This is a genomic window from Nostoc sp., assembly GCF_036916575.1.
Lineage (GTDB): Bacteria > Cyanobacteriota > Cyanobacteriia > Cyanobacteriales > Nostocaceae > Nostoc.
Genome location: NZ_JBALGC010000004.1, coordinates 137024 through 154086, shown reverse-complemented (window position 1 = coordinate 154086; position 17063 = coordinate 137024). Strand labels below are relative to the sequence as shown.

Genomic DNA, 17063 nt, shown 5'->3' with positions numbered 1-17063 from the left:
GGGCGATCGCTCCAACAGACAACTGATATCGAATTGATATCAATTCCTCAATAATTAGGGCAATTAACTTTTCATTGGATTGGTGATAGGTAAACCTAACCAATCGCTTAATTCATGAGCTAACCATTCAAGCTCTGCTTCCGATTTAATACCGCCATCGTCAGCACCAACCTGATATTTTTGTACTCCTGACCAAATATATAATTGTGCTGGAACGGCAACTCTAGTGCCTTGAGAGTGTTTAGTAAAGTGTTTTGGAATGTAAACCAGCTTATTAATACTTTGTCTTGGTGATGGACGCGGACGATAAAATTTCCAAGCAAACAATTCCCAGGTTAAGGTAATTTTTTCTGGATTCAGGCGTAAGCAGATGCGTCCAAACAACTTAAACAGAAATTTATACACCATGAAACAGCCAGTACCCCAAAACGGAAGTGAGAACAAGGCAAAGGGGATGTTAACAGGAAAAGGTGTGGAGAGTACGCCAATTGTCCAAAACAGGATAAATGAATTCCAGACGATCGCAAATAAACCTGTGAATACTATTGATGGATTAAAACCAGCTGGTGGAACGATAATTTCTAAAGAATCCCAATTTTTGGTTAGCTGAATCTTACTCCCATCTGGTTTGCCAACAACTAAAGCAGGCAAGTTTGTAGGTTGTGGTTTTTCTAAAGCTGCCATCGCTTGGACAGCAGAACTAAAACGCCGTTCTAAACTGGGTTCAATCATCCACTTTAACCAATTGATAAAGCTGGGACTCAGATTAGCCACTTGTTCAAACTGAATGCGAAAATCCTTTTGGGGTAAATCGGCTGGATGAGTACCCGTTACCAAATAAATCAATGTTGCGCCTAAACTATAAATGTCAGATGCTGCAACAGTGCGCCCACCAAATTGCTCCTGTGGCATATATCCATAAGTTCCTACCACAGTCCTAGTCCCAGTTTCTGCGCCAAGGACAGTCTGCACTGAACCAAAATCTACCAGATAAACTTGACCAACACTATTACCAGAACGCTCCCCTAATAAAATATTGCTAGGCTTAATATCACGGTGGATCACAGGCGGATATAGCTCATGTAAGTAAATGAGAATCTCTAAAACTGCCTTGGCTATTAGTTTGATTTCTGCTTCTGTAAAAGTCCGTCCAGTTTGTAAATACTGCTCTAAAGTTTGGGCGTGGATATAAGTTTGTACTAGGGCAAATCCTTTGATGGTTGGTAAATTTACCTCAAAATAGTTTAAATAGTGAGGAATTAAGGGATGTGACAAAGATTTTAAAATTTCAGCTTCCCGCTCAAACAGCTTGAGTGAATCCCATTCAAAATCACCACCAAAAGAGAGTAACTTGATGACAACTAATTCCTGAGTTTTCAAATCACGAGCTAACAACGTCCGCCGCCCTGCTTTTTTTCCTAATAGCTGCTGAACTTCGTAGCGTTCGTCTAATATTTCGCTAATCATTATGGTTTCTGATAACGCTGCGGTTGAAAAGTTTTTAGAGCTTATAGCTTTTCAATTTGGCAAATCGATATCTTTAGTATATTGCGTAGTTCTATGCCCTCCCAACTTTGGCCTTATATTACCCCTGGTATTCCCGATGAATTGTTTGAACATTTGCCAGGAATTCCCCTGAGCCAGCGAGAAGTCCGACTACTGTTAATTGCCCAACTGCGGCTAAAATCAGATTCTGTGTTGTGGGATATTGGCGCAGGGACAGGTACAATTCCGGTAGAGGTAGGGTTATTGTGTCCAAGCGGACAGATCATCGCTGTGGAACGAGATGAGGAAGTAGCCAATCTGATCAAGCGTAACTGCGATCATTTTGAAGTGAAGAATGTCGAAGTAATTGAAGGTAGTGCCCCAGAGTGTTTAGATGACATTAAGGTTACCCCTCATCGCGTTTGTATCGAGGGAGGACGCCCCATTCAGGAAATTCTGCAAGCAGCTTGGCATTATTTGCCGCCATCCGGTCGGGTTGTAGCCACAGCTGCTAATCTAGAAAGCCTGTACGCTATTTCCCAGAGCTTTTCCCTATTAAGAGCTAGAAATATCGAAGTCGTCCAGTCTGCGGTTAACCGCTTAGAGACGCGCGGCTTTTCCCAAACCTTTACCGCCGTTGATCCCATTTTTATCCTCAGTGGTGAGAAACTGGACTAGGGACTGGGGACTAGGGATTGGGGACTAAAGACTAGGGACTAGGGACTGGGAAAAAGTTTTCCAAATACTCAATAGCCAATACCCAATACCCAATACCCAATACCCAATACCCAATACCCAGTACCCAGTACCCAATACTTCTATGCCTTGGTCTCGGATTATTAGTGGAATTGTAGCGATCGCTCTTGCTCTTTGTATGACCCTTTTGGGGGGTTGGTACTTTACCATCATGTTTGGGGTTATCGTTTTTTTGGGTCAACAGGAATATTTTAATTTGGTGCGAGCCAGAGGCATTGCTCCCGCTGCGAAAACCACTATGGTTGTTAGCCAAGTTTTGCTAGTGATTTGTACCCTTGATGGCAGTTTAGCTGATGCTGTGATGCCACTAGCTGGCACACTTATTTGTTTTTACCTGCTGTTTCAACCCAAATTTGCCACGATCGCTGATGTTTCCGCTTCTATTATGGGGCTATTTTACGTAGGTTATTTACCGAGTTACTGGGTGCGGTTACGAGCAATTGATAGTGCTGCATTTAGTAATCTTCCTTTAGGAGGTTACTGGCCCACAACTTGGACAGATTTCTGGGAAAAGGCAAATTCCGCTTCTTTACCACAAGGTTTTACAGCAACACTGCTGACTTTTTTGTGTATTTGGGCAGCTGATATCGGTGCTTACACCATTGGCAAATTCTTTGGCAAAACCCGTCTGTCTGAGATTAGCCCTAAAAAAACTGTAGAAGGTGCTGTCTTTGGCATTACTTCAAGTGTTGCCGTAGCCATAGCAGGAGCCTATTATTTAAACTTGCCCAGATCCTTCTTCACTGGTTTAGCATTGGGTTTATTGATTGGCATTGCTAGTCTTTTAGGGGATCTTACCGAGTCTATGCTCAAGCGGGATGCTGGAGTCAAAGATTCTGGACAGTTAATTCCCGGTCACGGTGGTATTTTAGACCGTACCGATAGTTATATTTTTACCGCTCCTTTGGTTTACTATTTCGTAACACTACTTTTGCCACTGATAACAGATAGATGAGTTGGGCATGGGGCATTGGGCATGGGGAATAGGGGATTAGTTTTTGATACTCGTGAATGAGTCTTTGATACTCGCCGACGAGTCTTTTTTACTCGTGAATGAGTCTTTGATACTTGCTGACGAGTCTTTGAACTCCGTTAATGAGTTTTTGATACTCGTGAATGAGTCTTTGATACTCGCTGACGAGTCTTTGAACTCCGTTAATGAGTCTTTGAACTCCATCCACTCCATCCACTCCATTCACTCTTCTGCCCCTTGCTCCCTGCCCCCTGCCCTTATTTCGAGAAGCGTTATATTATTTAAGATAAGTAATTGGCATTTTTAGTTTTTAATTTCTAATTATCAAGGGTTAACGTTAATCCACCCACGACACACCAGCTTGCCTGGGATCAGCGTTAGTTCTTGGATATCGACATCTGAGCCAAGATCCAGATTGTACTCATAATTGTCCTTTAATATATCTCCCTGGTCGGGCTTAATTGGGATATGTACCACTTGCAACTCATGCCCACTGAGTAACTGTAAGCCAAGACAAATCTCTAGAGGTGTTGTTTCACTATTGGTTACTCTCACGCCTCGCAGTATAATTTGGTTGTTCTCGAGGAGAATTTCTTGCCAATTAATTGATTGTGACTTTGGGTAATGTGTTGGTAAAACCTTAACCAGTAGATCGCTCAAAGCAGTCGATAATAAGTCAGATGAGAGAGAAGCATTAAGATCCTTCTCGTCTACGATTAAATCGCCAACCACTGGTACTGTTTCTAACAGTCGCAGTGACTGTCCCTTGAGTACCGAGCCGATATTTATCCGAATATTTTCTGCTATTAATTGAATTTGTGTAATCAGGAGACCTTGATAAACTGCATGAGTAGCAAAAATAGATACTGAGGGGATACGCCCAGAGAGAATTTGGCGATCGCTAGCTTTAATCTCCACTTCTAATTCAGATATTTGGCTCACTTGCGCTCTCAACCACAGCTTTAGTGCTGTTGTGATTACCTGCGTAATTATGCGTATTTTATTTGTATTTTTTGTTTGGGAATTTTGCTCTGGCATCTAACCAATCTATTTATGAGTATTTGCTGAACAACCGAACGGAAATTAAACAAGCCTTAAATTTAACATTTATGCCTACTCACTACAAAATGCAAATATCATTTAATTGTTAACAGTAAATAAGCAATTTCCACATGGAGGTACGGGTACAAAAAATTCTCGCTCAATGGGGTATCGCCTCACGTCGTGAAGCCGAAGAAATGATTAGGGACTCACGGGTACGGATCAATGGGGTATTGGCACATTTAGGTCAAAAAGTTGATCCCGAAAAAGATGCGATCGCTGTGGATGGTAAACCCGTATCCGAAAAGCAGCGTCCGGCTTTAATATATCTATTGCTGCATAAACCAGCGGGAGTGGTTTCGACTTGCTACGACCCTCACCGCAGACCAACAGTCCTGGATCTACTACCGAAAGAATTAGGAGAGGGTACAGGTATTCACCCAGTTGGGCGTCTAGATGCAGACTCTACAGGAGCATTAATCCTGACAAATGACGGAGAACTGACATTTGGACTAACCCATCCACGTCACAGTATTTCCAAGACATATCGTGTTTTGGTCAAAGGACATCCTCCAGAAGCAGTACTGCAAATGTGGCGTCAGGGTGTGATGTTGGAAGGTAGAAAAACTAGGGCCGCTAAGGTACACCTAATAGAACATCGTGGCGAGCAAAGCTTGTTAGAAATAGTGTTGCAGGAGGGAAGAAATCGCCAAATTCGCCGTATAGCCCAACAGTTAGGATACCCAGTAATCAAGCTACATCGGACTGCTATCGGCCCAATTCAATTAAAAACTCCAAAAGAACCCTTTTTATCAGAGGGTAAATATCGTTACCTCAAAGATAATGAAATTCACTTTTTGCAAGAGCAGATAACGCAACCTATTAAAGATTCAGCGGAGTTAAGGAGTGTCAGCAGGCATGAAATGGCTAAGAAAAAACAATAATCACCAGCCATCACTTTCATTAGAGCAAGAACGAGCCGAAAAATTGGCAGAATTAGGCGCTCAACTTTGGGCATTGCGTCAAGAACAAGGTTTATCTCTAGAGCAAGTGGTTGTATTAACCAGGATTCCCCGGCGATTATTGCAGGCGATCGAAGAAGGAAATTTAAACGATCTGCCAGAACCAATCTATATTCAGGGTTTGATCAGGCAATTTGCCGAAGCACTAGGCTTGAATGGAGTAGAATTTTCTGGCACTTTTCCGATTAGTTCTGCACGAGTGAACTCCCAATCTATGGGAAATACTTCACCCCTGAATCAACTACGTCCAATTCATCTTTACTTTCTTTACATATTCCTAATTGTATGCTCTGTAAATGGCTTATCTCAGTTATTAAATAACGCTGTAATACAAGCAAATAATAGCCAAAACCAGCCATACCCAAAACAAAAGTCCGTTGTCAAACCAGAAGTAGCCCAACAAAAAGAGTCAGTAAAGGTTCAATCGGTCAGCGATACTCTGAGCGGCGTTCAACAGGAACGGGCTGTACAGATTGGTGTCACCTTGAAAGCGTCATCTTGGATTCGCGTAGTAGCCGATGGCAAAACCGAGTTTGAGGGGATTCTGCCAGAGGGAACTCATCGGATTTGGAAAGCCCAAAAGCAACTGACAGTGAAAACTGATAATGCTGGTGGTGTGTTGATGAGCGTCAATCAACAAAAAGCCAAGGAAATGGGAGAGCCGGGGAAAGAAGAAGAAGTTAAGATTGCTGCTAAACCTAAGTTTTGAGAATATGACGCATGGGGCATGGGGGAGCCACTGCGTTGGTGTTAGCGCAGCGTAAAGCCTACGGCATAGCAATTCTTAGAGACGCTGCGCGTAGCTTGCTTAAGAGCAGGGGTACGCTTAGAGCGACGTAGGAGCGTCGGCAGTCCGGTCTTTTCCCAAAGGGAGAGGCTAGCGCCTGCCGTAGGATGCCCGTAGGGCTGTAGGGGGTTTCTCTCATGAGGAACTGCCGTTAGCGTAGCGGTAGCGAGTAATCGAGCGTCAAGGGTTTGGCGGCTTGTCCCTTGCGTGTCTCCCCTTCTCCCAAAGGGAGAGGCAAGTGGCGTCATTGGGCATGGTTATTCTTTTTGTCCCCTTGTCCCCCTCATATCTTTACTCCCCCACTCCTCACTGGGCTTGCGGGGCTTGCGGGGCGCGTCCATTGAGTTCGGTAAGAACTTTCAAGCGATCGCCTAATTCTTGTGTCAACGCTGACGCTTGATAACGCCACTCCCAGTTCCCCTCAGCAATGCTGGGAAAATTCATCCGCGCTTCATTTCCTAAGCCCAAAATATCTTGCAAAGGAATAATTGCTTGGTTGGCTATGGAACTTAAAGCCAGTCGAATTAAATCCCAGTGGACGCCTTCAGGACCAATAGAACCTAAATAAAGCAACAGCTTCTGCTTTTCCTCGTCATTAGCCGTATTAAACCAGCCGATAGTTGTGTCATTATCGTGAGTGCCAGTGTAAACTACAGCATTTCTTGGGTAATTGAATGGTAAAAATGGATTTTCGGAATCAGCACTAAAAGCAAACTGCAAAATTTTCATCCCAGGAAATTCATACTTGTCTCGCAGCGCTTCTACCCCTGGTGTAATTACCCCCAAATCTTCCGCCAAAACAGGTAGCTTGCCCAATTTCTGCCTAATCACTTCAAAAAAAGCATCTCCAGGCGCTTCCACCCATTTACCATTTATGGCAGTTTGTTCACCTTGTGGCACAGACCAATAAGCCTCAAAGCCCCGGAAGTGGTCAATGCGAATTATATCTACATAATCCAGCATTGCCTCAAAGCGTTGTAACCACCATTTAAAGTCTTGTTTTTGCAATTCCTCCCAGTTATAAACCGGGTTGCCCCACAATTGACCGATAGCACTGAAGTAATCGGGTGGAACTCCAGCCATTTGTGCTGCTTGTCCCGTCTCTTGATCTAAGCAAAAGATATCGGGATGCGCCCACACGTCAGCGCTATCATGAGCTACGTAGATGGGGATATCGCCGATAACATCAATGCCGCGCATATTAGCGTAACTTTTTAAAGCCGACCACTGGCGGAAAAACTCAAATTGGACGAATTTGTAATAATAAATCTCTCCGTTGAGCTGATGCTGTGCTTGCTCCAATGCTTGTGGATCACGCTTGACAAGTTCTGACTTCCATGCGTGCCAGTTTGCATTTTCGTTGGCATCTTTCAAAGCCATAAACAAGGCGTAATTATCTAGCCAATAGGCTTTGCTATCGCAAAAACCTGCAAACTCTTGCTGCTGGAAAGGTGTAGCATTGGTTTTAAAATTTTCACAGGCTTTTTTGAGTAACCCAATCTTAATCGGCACAACCTGCTGGAAATCTACCTTTTCTAACGGAAATTCTGGTAAGTTAGCAAAGTCTTCTTCTGTTAGCAAACCCTCATCTAGGAGTTTTTCTGGGCTAATTAGTAGAGGATTTCCCGCCATTGCCGAGTAGCACATATACGGGGAATTCCCGTATGCAGTCGGGCCCAAGGGTAAAACTTGCCAATATTGTTGATGGCTTTCTTTGAGAAAATCAATGAAGCGATAGGCTTCTAAGCCTAAATCCCCAATGCCAAATCGACTGGGAAAGGAGGTAGGATGCAGCAAAATGCCACTAGATCTAGGAAAAGGCATATTTAACCTGAATTATGGAAGGAAGCAATTGTCTAAACGACACGCTAGGCGATCGCATCGAATCTATCACAGAACAGCATTCGATTATCAGTTGTCACAGAACTAACAAATACAGTTAACTATTAACTGTTCACTGTTAACTGATTATGACTTACCGAAATCCTACACCGACAGTTGATATCATCATTGAACTAGTAGATCGACCTCATCGGCCAATAGTGTTAATTGAAAGACATAATCTACCCTTAGGTTGGGCTATTCCTGGTGGTTTTGTGGATTATGGGGAAGCCGTGGAAGTGGCGGCCCGACGGGAAGCTAAGGAAGAAACGGGTTTACAGGTGGAGTTAGTTGAACAATTACTGGTGTATTCTGACCCCGATCGCGATCCCCGTCAGCATACGATTAGCATTGTATTTTTGGCAACAGCGACGGGGGAACCTGTGGCTGGGGATGATGCTAAGGGTATAGGCATTTTTGAGTCTTGGCGTGTGCCTGGTAATTTATGTTTTGACCACGATCGCATTTTGCAGGATTATTGGCGATATCGGCATTATGGGATACGTCCGAGGTTGGGGTAAGAGGGACGTAGACGCGGAGCGGCTTGCCGCAGGCTACCGCAAAGGGCGCGAAGGGCACAAAGCAAGAGAGGAGAGGAATACCTGTGACACAAATTTTTTGTGATTATACTGTGTCAGTGGTATTTAATGGTGCATTATGGACGCTGAAGAACTTTTAAAACAATATGCAAAAGGTCAACGAAAGTTTGATTCAGTAAATCTCAGAGGTGTAGATATCAAAGGTGCAAATCTGAGTGGGATAGACCTAACAAATGCAGATTTGACAGGAGCGGATTTAAATAATGCCAACCTGAGTAAGGCATGTCTTAAAAGCACAAATCTCACCAGGGCATCTCTGACAAGCGCAAACTTAAGTGGTTTGATGGAAAGTTCTAGTTTAAATTTGAGTTGGGCAGACCTAGATAATGCCAATTTGAGTGATGCTACGCTAAATTCTGCCAATCTAACTGAAGCTTCTTTGAAAAAAACAAATCTCGTCAGAGCTAACCTTAGTGGTGCAAATTTAAGTGGGGCTAACTTGTTTGAAGCTGATTTGAGTCAAGTAAACCTAATTCATGTACAACTCAAAGATACCAATTTGCAGGGAGCAAAAATTCGGGGTGTTAATTTATCTCAAAAGAATTTATCTGGGATGAATCTGGCTGAAGCTGATCTAGGTGCAGCAAATCTTAGAGGTGTAAATTTCAGAAAAGCTTGTCTCAAAGGGGCAAATTTAGAGAGAGCGGATTTACAACAAGCGGATTTAATGAAAGCAAATCTGAACGGAGCAAATCTTAGAAAAGCCGACTTAACTGGAGCAAATATTTACGGAGCCAATCTTCAAGATGCAGACCAGACTGGTGCGATAATGCCTGATGGAGAAGTCTACAAGCCGATCGCTTCTGAGGGTGAAATCGGTAAACAGGAAACATCGTTAAAGAAAGTAATATCTATGATCCGTAAAGTAATTCGTACTGATAACGCCCCCGCACCAGTCGGTCCTTATAATCAAGCGATCGCCGCTTCAGGTCAATTTGTATTCATAGCTGGACAAATTGCCATCGATCCCCGCCTTGGTGATGTCGTCTATACTGATGATGTCAAAAAACAAACCGAGCAAATATTAGCTAATCTTGAAGCCATTCTCACAGCAGCTGGTGCGACTTTCCAAGATGTGGTGAAAACTACTGTATTTTTAGCTGACATGAATGATTTTGCAGCAGTGAATGCCATTTATGCTAAGTATTTTCCTGAAGATACTGCCCCAGCGCGGGCTTGTGTCCAAGTATCGCGCTTACCTAAAGATGTGTTAGTAGAGATAGAAGCGATCGCTGTGATTAGTGATTAGTGCCAGCATGGGTTATTTTAATTCAGATTCCTTAGTACTATTTGGGTAAAGCTGATTTCAAAGGATATTCCAAAAGGCGCGTGAGGCTTAGGAATGAGTCGGGAGCATCTTAACTTTTGAAAAATTCACGGATAATAACAGTTGACAAATAACTTTTAACAAATGACTTTATCTAACGAATTATGGGCAGCAAATCAAGACTTAGCCCAAGCTTGCCTAGAGCATCCTTTCGTCCAAGGCATTGGCGATGGTATTCTTGAGCAGGTGAAATTTGCTTACTACGTGGGGCAAGATGTTTTTTTCTTAGAAGCTTTTGCCCGTGCGTACAGTATCGCCGCAGCTAAAGCACCAGACTGGTTAAGTTTCACCATATTTCATAACTTAGCTAGTGGAGTTTTAGAAGAACTGCGGCTGCATAGTGGCTATGCTTCCCAGTGGGGAGTCAATTTGGATTCTGTGAAACCTGGATCTGCTACCCGCCGCTATACTGATTTTTTGTTAGCAATTGCTTGGGGTGGAGATGTGGGTTTAACTGCTACGGCGATGTCTCCTTGTATGCGTTTGTATGGCTTTTTGGGAGAACAGTTGGCTCGTAACGGTATTCCTAATCATCAATATGCAGACTGGATTCGTACTTACAGCAGCGCAGACTTTCAATCACTAACAAAACAATTAGAAAGTTTAGTTGAGAATTATGCTACTAACAATGCTGTTGTGAATTCAACTTACCGTTATGCTATGTTTTGTGAGCGCGACTTTTTTCAGGCTGCGTGGATTTTGGACATGATATAAAGCCATGAATTTTGTTAATTAGGATGAGGGAATGTAGGCACTCTTTTCGGCTTGCCATAAGATGCAGATAAAACTCTGTTAATTACCTATTAACAATAGCGATCGCTTCTAGAACTTTGGGAATACTGAAACTAAGTATACCAAAGGAGTATTAAAAATGGCAGCAAATCGCATCAGTGCCAACTTAGCCCCAGCAGACAAAGAAGCAGTCATGCAGGCGATTGCGACAATTAGAGAAAAGTTACCATTTTTGATTGATTTGACCCCTGAAGATCGGCGAACGATGTTGAAGATGGGAGATAAAAGTCGGGCTTTTGTCAGCAAAGCTTTAGAAGTGGGGACACAGAACCCTGAATTTTTGCCTCGTTCTTTTGATTTGGAAGAGATGCGCCGGGATTTAAAGATATTTGAGGACTTGTATCCGGTGCTTTTGTCTCTAACGCAACTGCAAGAATTGGTGGATGATACCTGTATAGCCGCTGCTAGTGAAGCCTATGCAGCAGCATTAGCAGTTTATAGCTATGCCAAAGCTAGCGGTGATGTCACAGGTTTAGATGGAGTAATAGATGAGATGGGACGCAGGTTTAACCGCCGTTCTAAGAAAAAGCAACCCGAAGTTCCAGTTAGCTAAAGCTTAAAACAGGTAATCATACCAGTTATCAATTTGGTAAAATACACGTCATTTGTAGGGGCATAACATTGTTATGCCCTTTTCGCGTTTTGTATCTAAAGATTTTTGAAACCCGCGCAGGCGGGTAAAGTCTCGTGTAGCCGCGATTTTTATAGTGCATTTCGTTAATCTAAAATACACTTTGACCTTTCTCCAAACCTCTCCCCTACAAGGAGAGAGGCTTTAAATCTTACTCCCCTTCCCTTGTAGGGAAGGGGCTGGGGGTTAGGTCTATATTAAACTCCAGTGATAAGCGCTAAGTCGCCAAGGCATTTTTGAGCCTCAGAAGGTCAACATTGAGCCTCAAAAGGTCAACATCGAGCCTCAAAAGGTCAACATCGAGCCTCAAAAGGTCAACGTCGAGCCTCAAAAGGTCAACATTGAGCCTCAAAAGGTCAACATCGAGCCTCAAAAGGTCAACGTCGAGCCTCAAAAGGTCAACGTCGAGCCTCAAAAGGTCAACATCGAGCCTCAGAAGGTCAACGTCGAGCCTCAGAAGGTCAACATCGAGCTTAAATCAAGGTTATACGTAAAAATTACCTAAAAAACATTAGACATTACCGAAATACAGCGTGGGTATTTAGTAGTTATTCTGTAAGCATTAGCACCTCAAAATGGAATCTTGTAATGAATTCGCAAAACAAGCCCAAGAGTCTACAAGATATTCTTAAGCAGCGCCAGCAATCAGGTTTTGTGGGTCGTGAAGACCAAGTAAACCAATTCCGCCAAAATCTAGGGTTACCGTTAGAAGATGATCGCCGTCGTTTTCTGTTCAATGTTTGGGGTCAAGGTGGGGTTGGTAAAAGTACTCTGCTGCGTCAGTTTCGCAAAATTGCTGATGAAGCAAAAATTATCTCGGCTTACATTGATGAAGCTGAAAAAAGTGTCCCAGAAGTTATGGGTCGTTTAGCTGAAGAGTTGGAACGGCAAGGTCACAAACTAACGCAGTTTACAGAACGCTACAAAGTTTACCGTCAAAAGCGCCAAGAATTAGAAACTGATCCAGAAGCTCCTCAAGGCTTTTCGGCTTTTGTAGGCAAAACTGTAGTTAAAACTGGTGTGCGTCTGGCGCGTCGAGTTCCTGTTGGCGGTGCTGTATTTGATTTTGTAGATGAGGATGCTTTGGCTAGCCAAGCCGGAGAATGGGCATCTTATGTTGCAAAGAAAATAACAAATAAAGATGAGGTGCGCTTAGTTCAAGAACCTGTAGAAATCCTAACCCCGCTATTTTTGCAAGATATTTTTAAAATTGCCGATAAAACTGCTGTTGTTTTGTTTGTTGATACCTATGAACGCACTGGAGAATTCCTAGATAACTGGCTACGAGAAATTTTGGAGGGTCGCCACGGTGAAGTATCTCTCAATATATTGATAACCATCGCCGGTCGGCAGGAATTAGATAAAAATCATTGGGCACCTTACGAGGGGTTAATAGTTCGTTTCCCTCTGGAAGCCTTTACAGAAGAAGAAGCCCAACAATATCTAACTCGCAAAGGCATTACAGACAATCGCATTATTGAAGTGATTTTACGCCTTTCTGGAAACTTACCCCTGCTGGTAGGAATGCTAGCAGATGCTCATCCCAATGACCCTAACCAAGTAGTTGAGCCTAGCAGCAGTGCTGTAGAACGCTTTTTAAAATGGATTGATGACCCCAAGCGGCGACAAGTAGCGCTCGATGCTGCCATTTCTCGGTGCTTGAACCGAGATGTTATCGCCAAATTAAGAGGAGAACAAGAAGCTGATGAGCTATTTACTTGGCTGAAAGAAACATCCTTTGTCAATGAACGCTCTAATGGCTGGGCTTATCACGATGTTGTGAAAACCCAAATGTTACGCCACAAGCGCCTTTCATCGCTGCAAGGTTGGGCTGACATACATGGTAAGTTAGCAGAATATTATGACAGCCTGCGGAATGATCTGCAATTGGACGAAGAGAATAAGCAGCGCGATCCTAGCTGGCAAAGTCACACATTAAACGTGTTGTACCACAACTTATGTCAGTCACCGCAAAGGAATTTATCTGTAGCTCTCAATGAATTTCTTGCTGCACTCAAAAATCAACGCAAATTTGCCCAACAATATGCAGAAACGATGCTTCAGGCTGGTAAAGATGTGGATTCTGCTGAAGTTCAGCGTTGGGGTGAGCAACTAGCGAATGGGTTAAAAGCTTATGAGGAGAAGCTTTATCAAGTTACATTAGAAATGTTTACCGCAGTCCTACAAAATTCTAAGATTGAAGTTAAATGGCAACCAATTGCTCTAGGTTGGCGCGGTGAAACTTACCGCTCAATGGAGCGTTATCCAGAAGCCCTACAAGATTTTGACCGTGCCATTGAACTTGACCCCAAAGATGACTGGGCGATCAGACTTCGCGGTGTAACTTATGACTTAATGGAGCGTTACCCAGAAGCCCTAGAAGATTTTGACCGTGCCATTGAACTTGACCCCAAAGATGACTGGGCGATCGCATTTCGCGGTGTAACTTATCACTTAATGGAGTGTTACCCAGAAGCCTTACAAGATTTTGACCGCGTGATTGAACTCAACCCCAAATTTGACTGGGCGATCGCACGTCGCGGTGAAACTTATCGCTCAATGAAGCGTTACCCACAAGCCCTAGAAGATTTTGACCGCGCAATTGAACTTAACCCCAAAGATGACTGGGCGATCACATATCGCGGTCAAACTTATCGCTTAATGGAGCGTTACACGGAAGCTCTACAAGACTTTGACCGCGCCATTGAACTTAACCCCAAATCTGACTGGACGATCACACTTCGCGGTGTAACTTATTACTTAATGGAGCGTTACCCAGAAGCCCTAGAAGATTTTGACCGTGCCATTGAACTTGACCCCAAATCTGACTGGACGATCGCATTTCGCGGTGTAACTTATTACTTAATGGAGCGTTACCTAGAAGCCTTAGAAGATTTTGACCGCGTGATTCAACTTGACCCCAAATATGACTGGGCGATCGCACTTCGCAGTGAAACTTACCGCTTAATGGAGCGTTACCCACAAGCCCTAGAAGATTTTGACCGTGCCATTGAACTTGACCCCAAATCTGACTGGACGATCGCACTTCGCGGTGTAACTTATCGCTTAATGGAGCGTTACCCAAAATCCGTAGAAGATTTTGACCGCGCAATTGAACTTAATCCCAAAAATTACTGGGCGATCGCACTTCGCGGTGAAACTTACTGCTCAATGAAGCGTTACCCAGAAGCCCTACAAGACTTTGACCGCGCGATTGAACTTAACCCCAAATCCGACCGGGCGATCGCACGTCGCGGTCTAACTTATCGCTTAATGAAGCGTTACCGAGAAGCCCTAGAAGACTTTGACCGCGCCATTGAACTTGACCCTAAATATGACTGGGCGATCGCACTTCGCGGTGAAACTTATCGCTTAATGGAGCGTTACCCACAAGCCCTAGAAGATTTTGACCGCGCCATTGAACTTAACCCCAAATCTGCCTGGGCGATCGCAAATCGCGGTGAAACTTATCGCTTAATGGAGCGTTACCCACAAGCCCTAGAAGATTTTGACCGCGCCATTGAACTTGACCCCAAATATGACTGGGCGATCAAAAGTCGCGGTCAAACTTACCTGATGCTAAAGCTATATAATGAGGCTCTTGCAGATTTCAACCGCGCTATTGACTTAGATTCTGACAGTAATTGGAGATTGTATAATCGTGCTTTAGCCTACCAAGCCCTTAACCAACCAGATAAAGCACGGGCTGACTTAGCACTTGCCATCAAGCTTGCTAAACAGGATTACGAAAAAGATCGCCAAAACTGGAATAATGCCTTTAACTTAGCCCTTTACTATTTGGCTGCTCAATACACTCAACCAGCAGAGCAGTTATATCGCTATGTTTTATCTCAAGGTGCTTCCTTAGAGCGTATCCATGCAGCTATCCAAGACCTAAATGACTTTTTAACCGTGTTCCCTGACCATGTGCAGGCTACATCCATGCGACAGTTGTTGCAGTCTTCTCTAACTTAGGTCATGTAATTTCCAACCTAGCAGCCAGAAAACCCACAAGTCTCAATAACCACCTGGGAATCAATTTTTTATCTTCTAGCTAAAGTCTTTTAAACAATACTACAAAAGGGTTTCAGTCCACTTGAGTGGACTTGCGCTATGAGTCTGAGATTTCAATCTCTGGCAAAAAAACGGGTAAGCACAATAGATTACAGCTAACTTGCCTTTGGGAGACTGGCGCTCAACCTAATCTTGCAGAAATATTAAGCAGAATAAATCAAAAAACTGGCTTGAATTAAAGCCAATTTTTTGATTTTATTGCAAACTTTCAACAAAGCTTACAACCGAGTAACTAATGGAACACACTTGAAAAGATATTATTAAACTTTATCATTAAAATGTCAAGATTATATTATTTACCTCAGCAAAGGTTGCCATTATATATCGCCACTTCCTTTAAATTCTCAGGCTGTGCTGACAAAATCTTGTCACCAAGATGCTGATTCATCAGTGCGGGGACTTGTGAGGCTTGAATTCGGCTATGGCGGGTTTTATCTGGCATAACTAGATTAGGCCCAGCTTTACAATTCTTCATACAACCAGTGCCCTTGATTGTAACTTGGTCTTCTAAACCGCGATCGCTTAAAGCCGCCTCCAACGCCTGACAAACTGCTTTAGCACCGCGTTTCATGCAATCAGACTTTTGACACACCAAAATCGTGGCTTTAGTTTTAACTGGTTTTACCTTGACATTATCAATAGATGGAGGTTCTTGTACTGGAGTAGTCGCGTGAACTCTCTCCATCTCAGGACGCGCCGCCATCACACGTTCAGCTTTCAGTGTAACTGTGCCGTTCTTTAAATCATGTTTTTTGTAACCAACAACTTGCAGCCAAGTCCCTGGTGGTAACCGCAAGTCAAAAGCAGCCCGTAAATGTTTAGCAAGTTTAATATAAAATTCACCCTCATGAGTCGCCAGCAGTAAGCCTTTGAGCTTATAGCCATCTTTAATAACAAAATTTATAAATCTGCCTTCAAGACAAAATTCTGATACTTCCATACTGTGAGATCCACCCATTTTTTTGACCTCCTTTTAACTAATACAAGCTACTAAGTGAGATATTTTCAGCAGCAGCTAAAGATTATAACTGTTAGTAGCGACTTTGCCAGCAGTACTCAAGAATCCAAATCTGGTCTTGACGGGAAGCTGTTAATTGCCGTATCACACTCCAAAGTTGAATAGCTGCCATAGGAGAGCCAATTTCAACTTTCAATGGCTGGTTAGCCGTACAACTACAGGGAATGTCTAACTCCTTTAGGCGTTGATAGACTTGCCAGCGATCTGCCCAATTCACCTCTACAAGGTGGTTTATTTCTATTTCTGAACTAGATGATTTCAAGAGAATTGCCCTCAAAGTGCAACAAACTTGCAGTAACTACAGTGATTTCACTCCCGGCTTTTTAAAAGTCTTAAGAGTGTAAGCTCTTAAAACAGCATACCTTAAGTGCAAAGAATTCTCATTAAATTTAAAAAAAAATAAAATTTTTGCAGTCATTTCATATTCAGAAGGGGATGATGCAGATCCTAAAGACAAGCACAGAAGTATAAGCGCTAACTTTCGGGGTTCAGAACTTCTCCTGACAAAGACGCGCAACCAACAGAGGGACAAGGTAAAATTTTCTCTCCTTGCTCTTCTTTGCGAATATACACACTTAAGTCTTTATGTCAACAATAATGATAAATACATGCAACTTGATCAGTGTATCATCATCCAGTAAATAATAAACTTGAGACTTTTAGTAAGCAAAAACACA

16 protein-coding genes are annotated in these 17063 nt (G+C 43.1%); 9 read left to right on the top strand and 7 right to left on the bottom strand.

Features of this window, described 5'->3' with window-relative positions:
* Nucleotides 1-63: 63 nt before the first annotated feature.
* Nucleotides 64-1467 carry a serine/threonine protein kinase gene (locus V7L29_RS01835; protein WP_334692760.1) on the bottom strand — a complete coding sequence of 468 codons (1404 nt, stop codon included), beginning with the start codon at nt 1465-1467 and terminating at the stop codon, nt 64-66.
* Between the two features lie 93 nt (nt 1468-1560).
* Between V7L29_RS01835 and cbiT the strand changes: the two genes are divergently transcribed.
* Both cbiT and V7L29_RS01825 read left to right on the top strand, forming a co-directional pair.
* Nucleotides 1561-2163, top strand: coding sequence for a precorrin-6Y C5,15-methyltransferase subunit CbiT (gene cbiT / locus V7L29_RS01830; protein WP_334692759.1), 603 nt, complete (start codon nt 1561-1563; stop codon nt 2161-2163).
* 142 nt (nt 2164-2305) lie between these two features.
* A complete protein-coding gene (locus tag V7L29_RS01825; RefSeq protein ID WP_334692758.1) occupies nt 2306-3196 on the top strand; it encodes a phosphatidate cytidylyltransferase in 891 nt (296 codons plus the stop codon).
* Between the two features lie 342 nt (nt 3197-3538).
* On the opposite strand, the gene V7L29_RS01820 is transcribed toward V7L29_RS01825, so the two are convergent.
* Nucleotides 3539-4252: an LmeA family phospholipid-binding protein gene (locus V7L29_RS01820; protein ID WP_334692757.1), complete on the bottom strand. Its 714-nt coding sequence runs from the start codon at nt 4250-4252 to the stop codon at nt 3539-3541.
* Between the two features lie 134 nt (nt 4253-4386).
* On the opposite strand from V7L29_RS01820, the gene V7L29_RS01815 reads away from it, so the two are divergent.
* Together V7L29_RS01815 and V7L29_RS01810 are read left to right on the top strand one after the other, a co-directional pair.
* Entirely contained in the window at nt 4387-5199 is an 813-nt protein-coding gene (locus V7L29_RS01815; RefSeq protein ID WP_334734348.1) for a pseudouridine synthase, read from the top strand.
* Nucleotides 5174-5986 carry a helix-turn-helix domain-containing protein gene (locus tag V7L29_RS01810; RefSeq protein ID WP_334734347.1) on the top strand — a complete coding sequence of 271 codons (813 nt, stop codon included), beginning with the start codon at nt 5174-5176 and terminating at the stop codon, nt 5984-5986. The genes V7L29_RS01815 and V7L29_RS01810 overlap by 26 nt, the downstream gene beginning before the upstream one ends.
* A gap of 41 nt (nt 5987-6027) precedes the next feature.
* Here the strand turns inward: V7L29_RS01810 and V7L29_RS01805 are convergent, their stop codons facing one another.
* Together V7L29_RS01805 and malQ are read right to left on the bottom strand one after the other, a co-directional pair.
* Nucleotides 6028-6312 carry a hypothetical protein gene (locus V7L29_RS01805; RefSeq protein WP_334734346.1) on the bottom strand — a complete coding sequence of 95 codons (285 nt, stop codon included), beginning with the start codon at nt 6310-6312 and terminating at the stop codon, nt 6028-6030.
* 58 nt (nt 6313-6370) lie between these two features.
* The gene (malQ, locus tag V7L29_RS01800; RefSeq protein ID WP_334734345.1) at nt 6371-7888 is read right to left on the bottom strand and encodes a 4-alpha-glucanotransferase; all 1518 of its coding nucleotides are present in this window, start codon (nt 7886-7888) and stop codon (nt 6371-6373) included.
* 146 nt (nt 7889-8034) lie between these two features.
* On the opposite strand from malQ, the gene V7L29_RS01795 reads away from it, so the two are divergent.
* From V7L29_RS01795 to V7L29_RS01780, 4 genes are all read left to right on the top strand, one after another.
* Entirely contained in the window at nt 8035-8466 is a 432-nt protein-coding gene (locus V7L29_RS01795) for an NUDIX hydrolase (protein ID WP_334692753.1), read from the top strand.
* Between the two features lie 136 nt (nt 8467-8602).
* A complete protein-coding gene (locus V7L29_RS01790; RefSeq protein WP_334734344.1) occupies nt 8603-9793 on the top strand; it encodes a Rid family detoxifying hydrolase in 1191 nt (396 codons plus the stop codon).
* A 162-nt stretch (nt 9794-9955) separates the two neighbouring features.
* Nucleotides 9956-10585 (top strand): TenA family protein, encoded by a 630-nt coding sequence (locus V7L29_RS01785; RefSeq protein WP_334734343.1) that lies wholly within the window; start codon nt 9956-9958, stop codon nt 10583-10585.
* A 157-nt stretch (nt 10586-10742) separates the two neighbouring features.
* Nucleotides 10743-11216, top strand: coding sequence for a hypothetical protein (locus V7L29_RS01780; protein WP_334734342.1), 474 nt, complete (start codon nt 10743-10745; stop codon nt 11214-11216).
* A gap of 295 nt (nt 11217-11511) precedes the next feature.
* Here V7L29_RS01780 and V7L29_RS01775 read toward each other — a convergent pair whose 3' ends face one another.
* Nucleotides 11512-11709 (bottom strand): hypothetical protein, encoded by a 198-nt coding sequence (locus V7L29_RS01775; protein ID WP_334734341.1) that lies wholly within the window; start codon nt 11707-11709, stop codon nt 11512-11514.
* Nucleotides 11710-11882: 173 nt separating this feature from the next.
* Between V7L29_RS01775 and V7L29_RS01770 the strand changes: the two genes are divergently transcribed.
* Complete coding sequence (locus V7L29_RS01770) at nt 11883-15269, top strand: tetratricopeptide repeat protein (RefSeq protein WP_334734340.1); 3387 nt, start codon at nt 11883-11885, stop codon at nt 15267-15269.
* Nucleotides 15270-15669: 400 nt separating this feature from the next.
* Here V7L29_RS01770 and V7L29_RS01765 read toward each other — a convergent pair whose 3' ends face one another.
* Complete coding sequence (locus tag V7L29_RS01765) at nt 15670-16326, bottom strand: (2Fe-2S) ferredoxin domain-containing protein (RefSeq protein ID WP_334734339.1); 657 nt, start codon at nt 16324-16326, stop codon at nt 15670-15672.
* A 73-nt stretch (nt 16327-16399) separates the two neighbouring features.
* Nucleotides 16400-16648 carry an Asr1405/Asl0597 family protein gene (locus V7L29_RS01760; RefSeq protein ID WP_334688981.1) on the bottom strand — a complete coding sequence of 83 codons (249 nt, stop codon included), beginning with the start codon at nt 16646-16648 and terminating at the stop codon, nt 16400-16402.
* Nucleotides 16649-17063 lie beyond the last annotated feature (415 nt).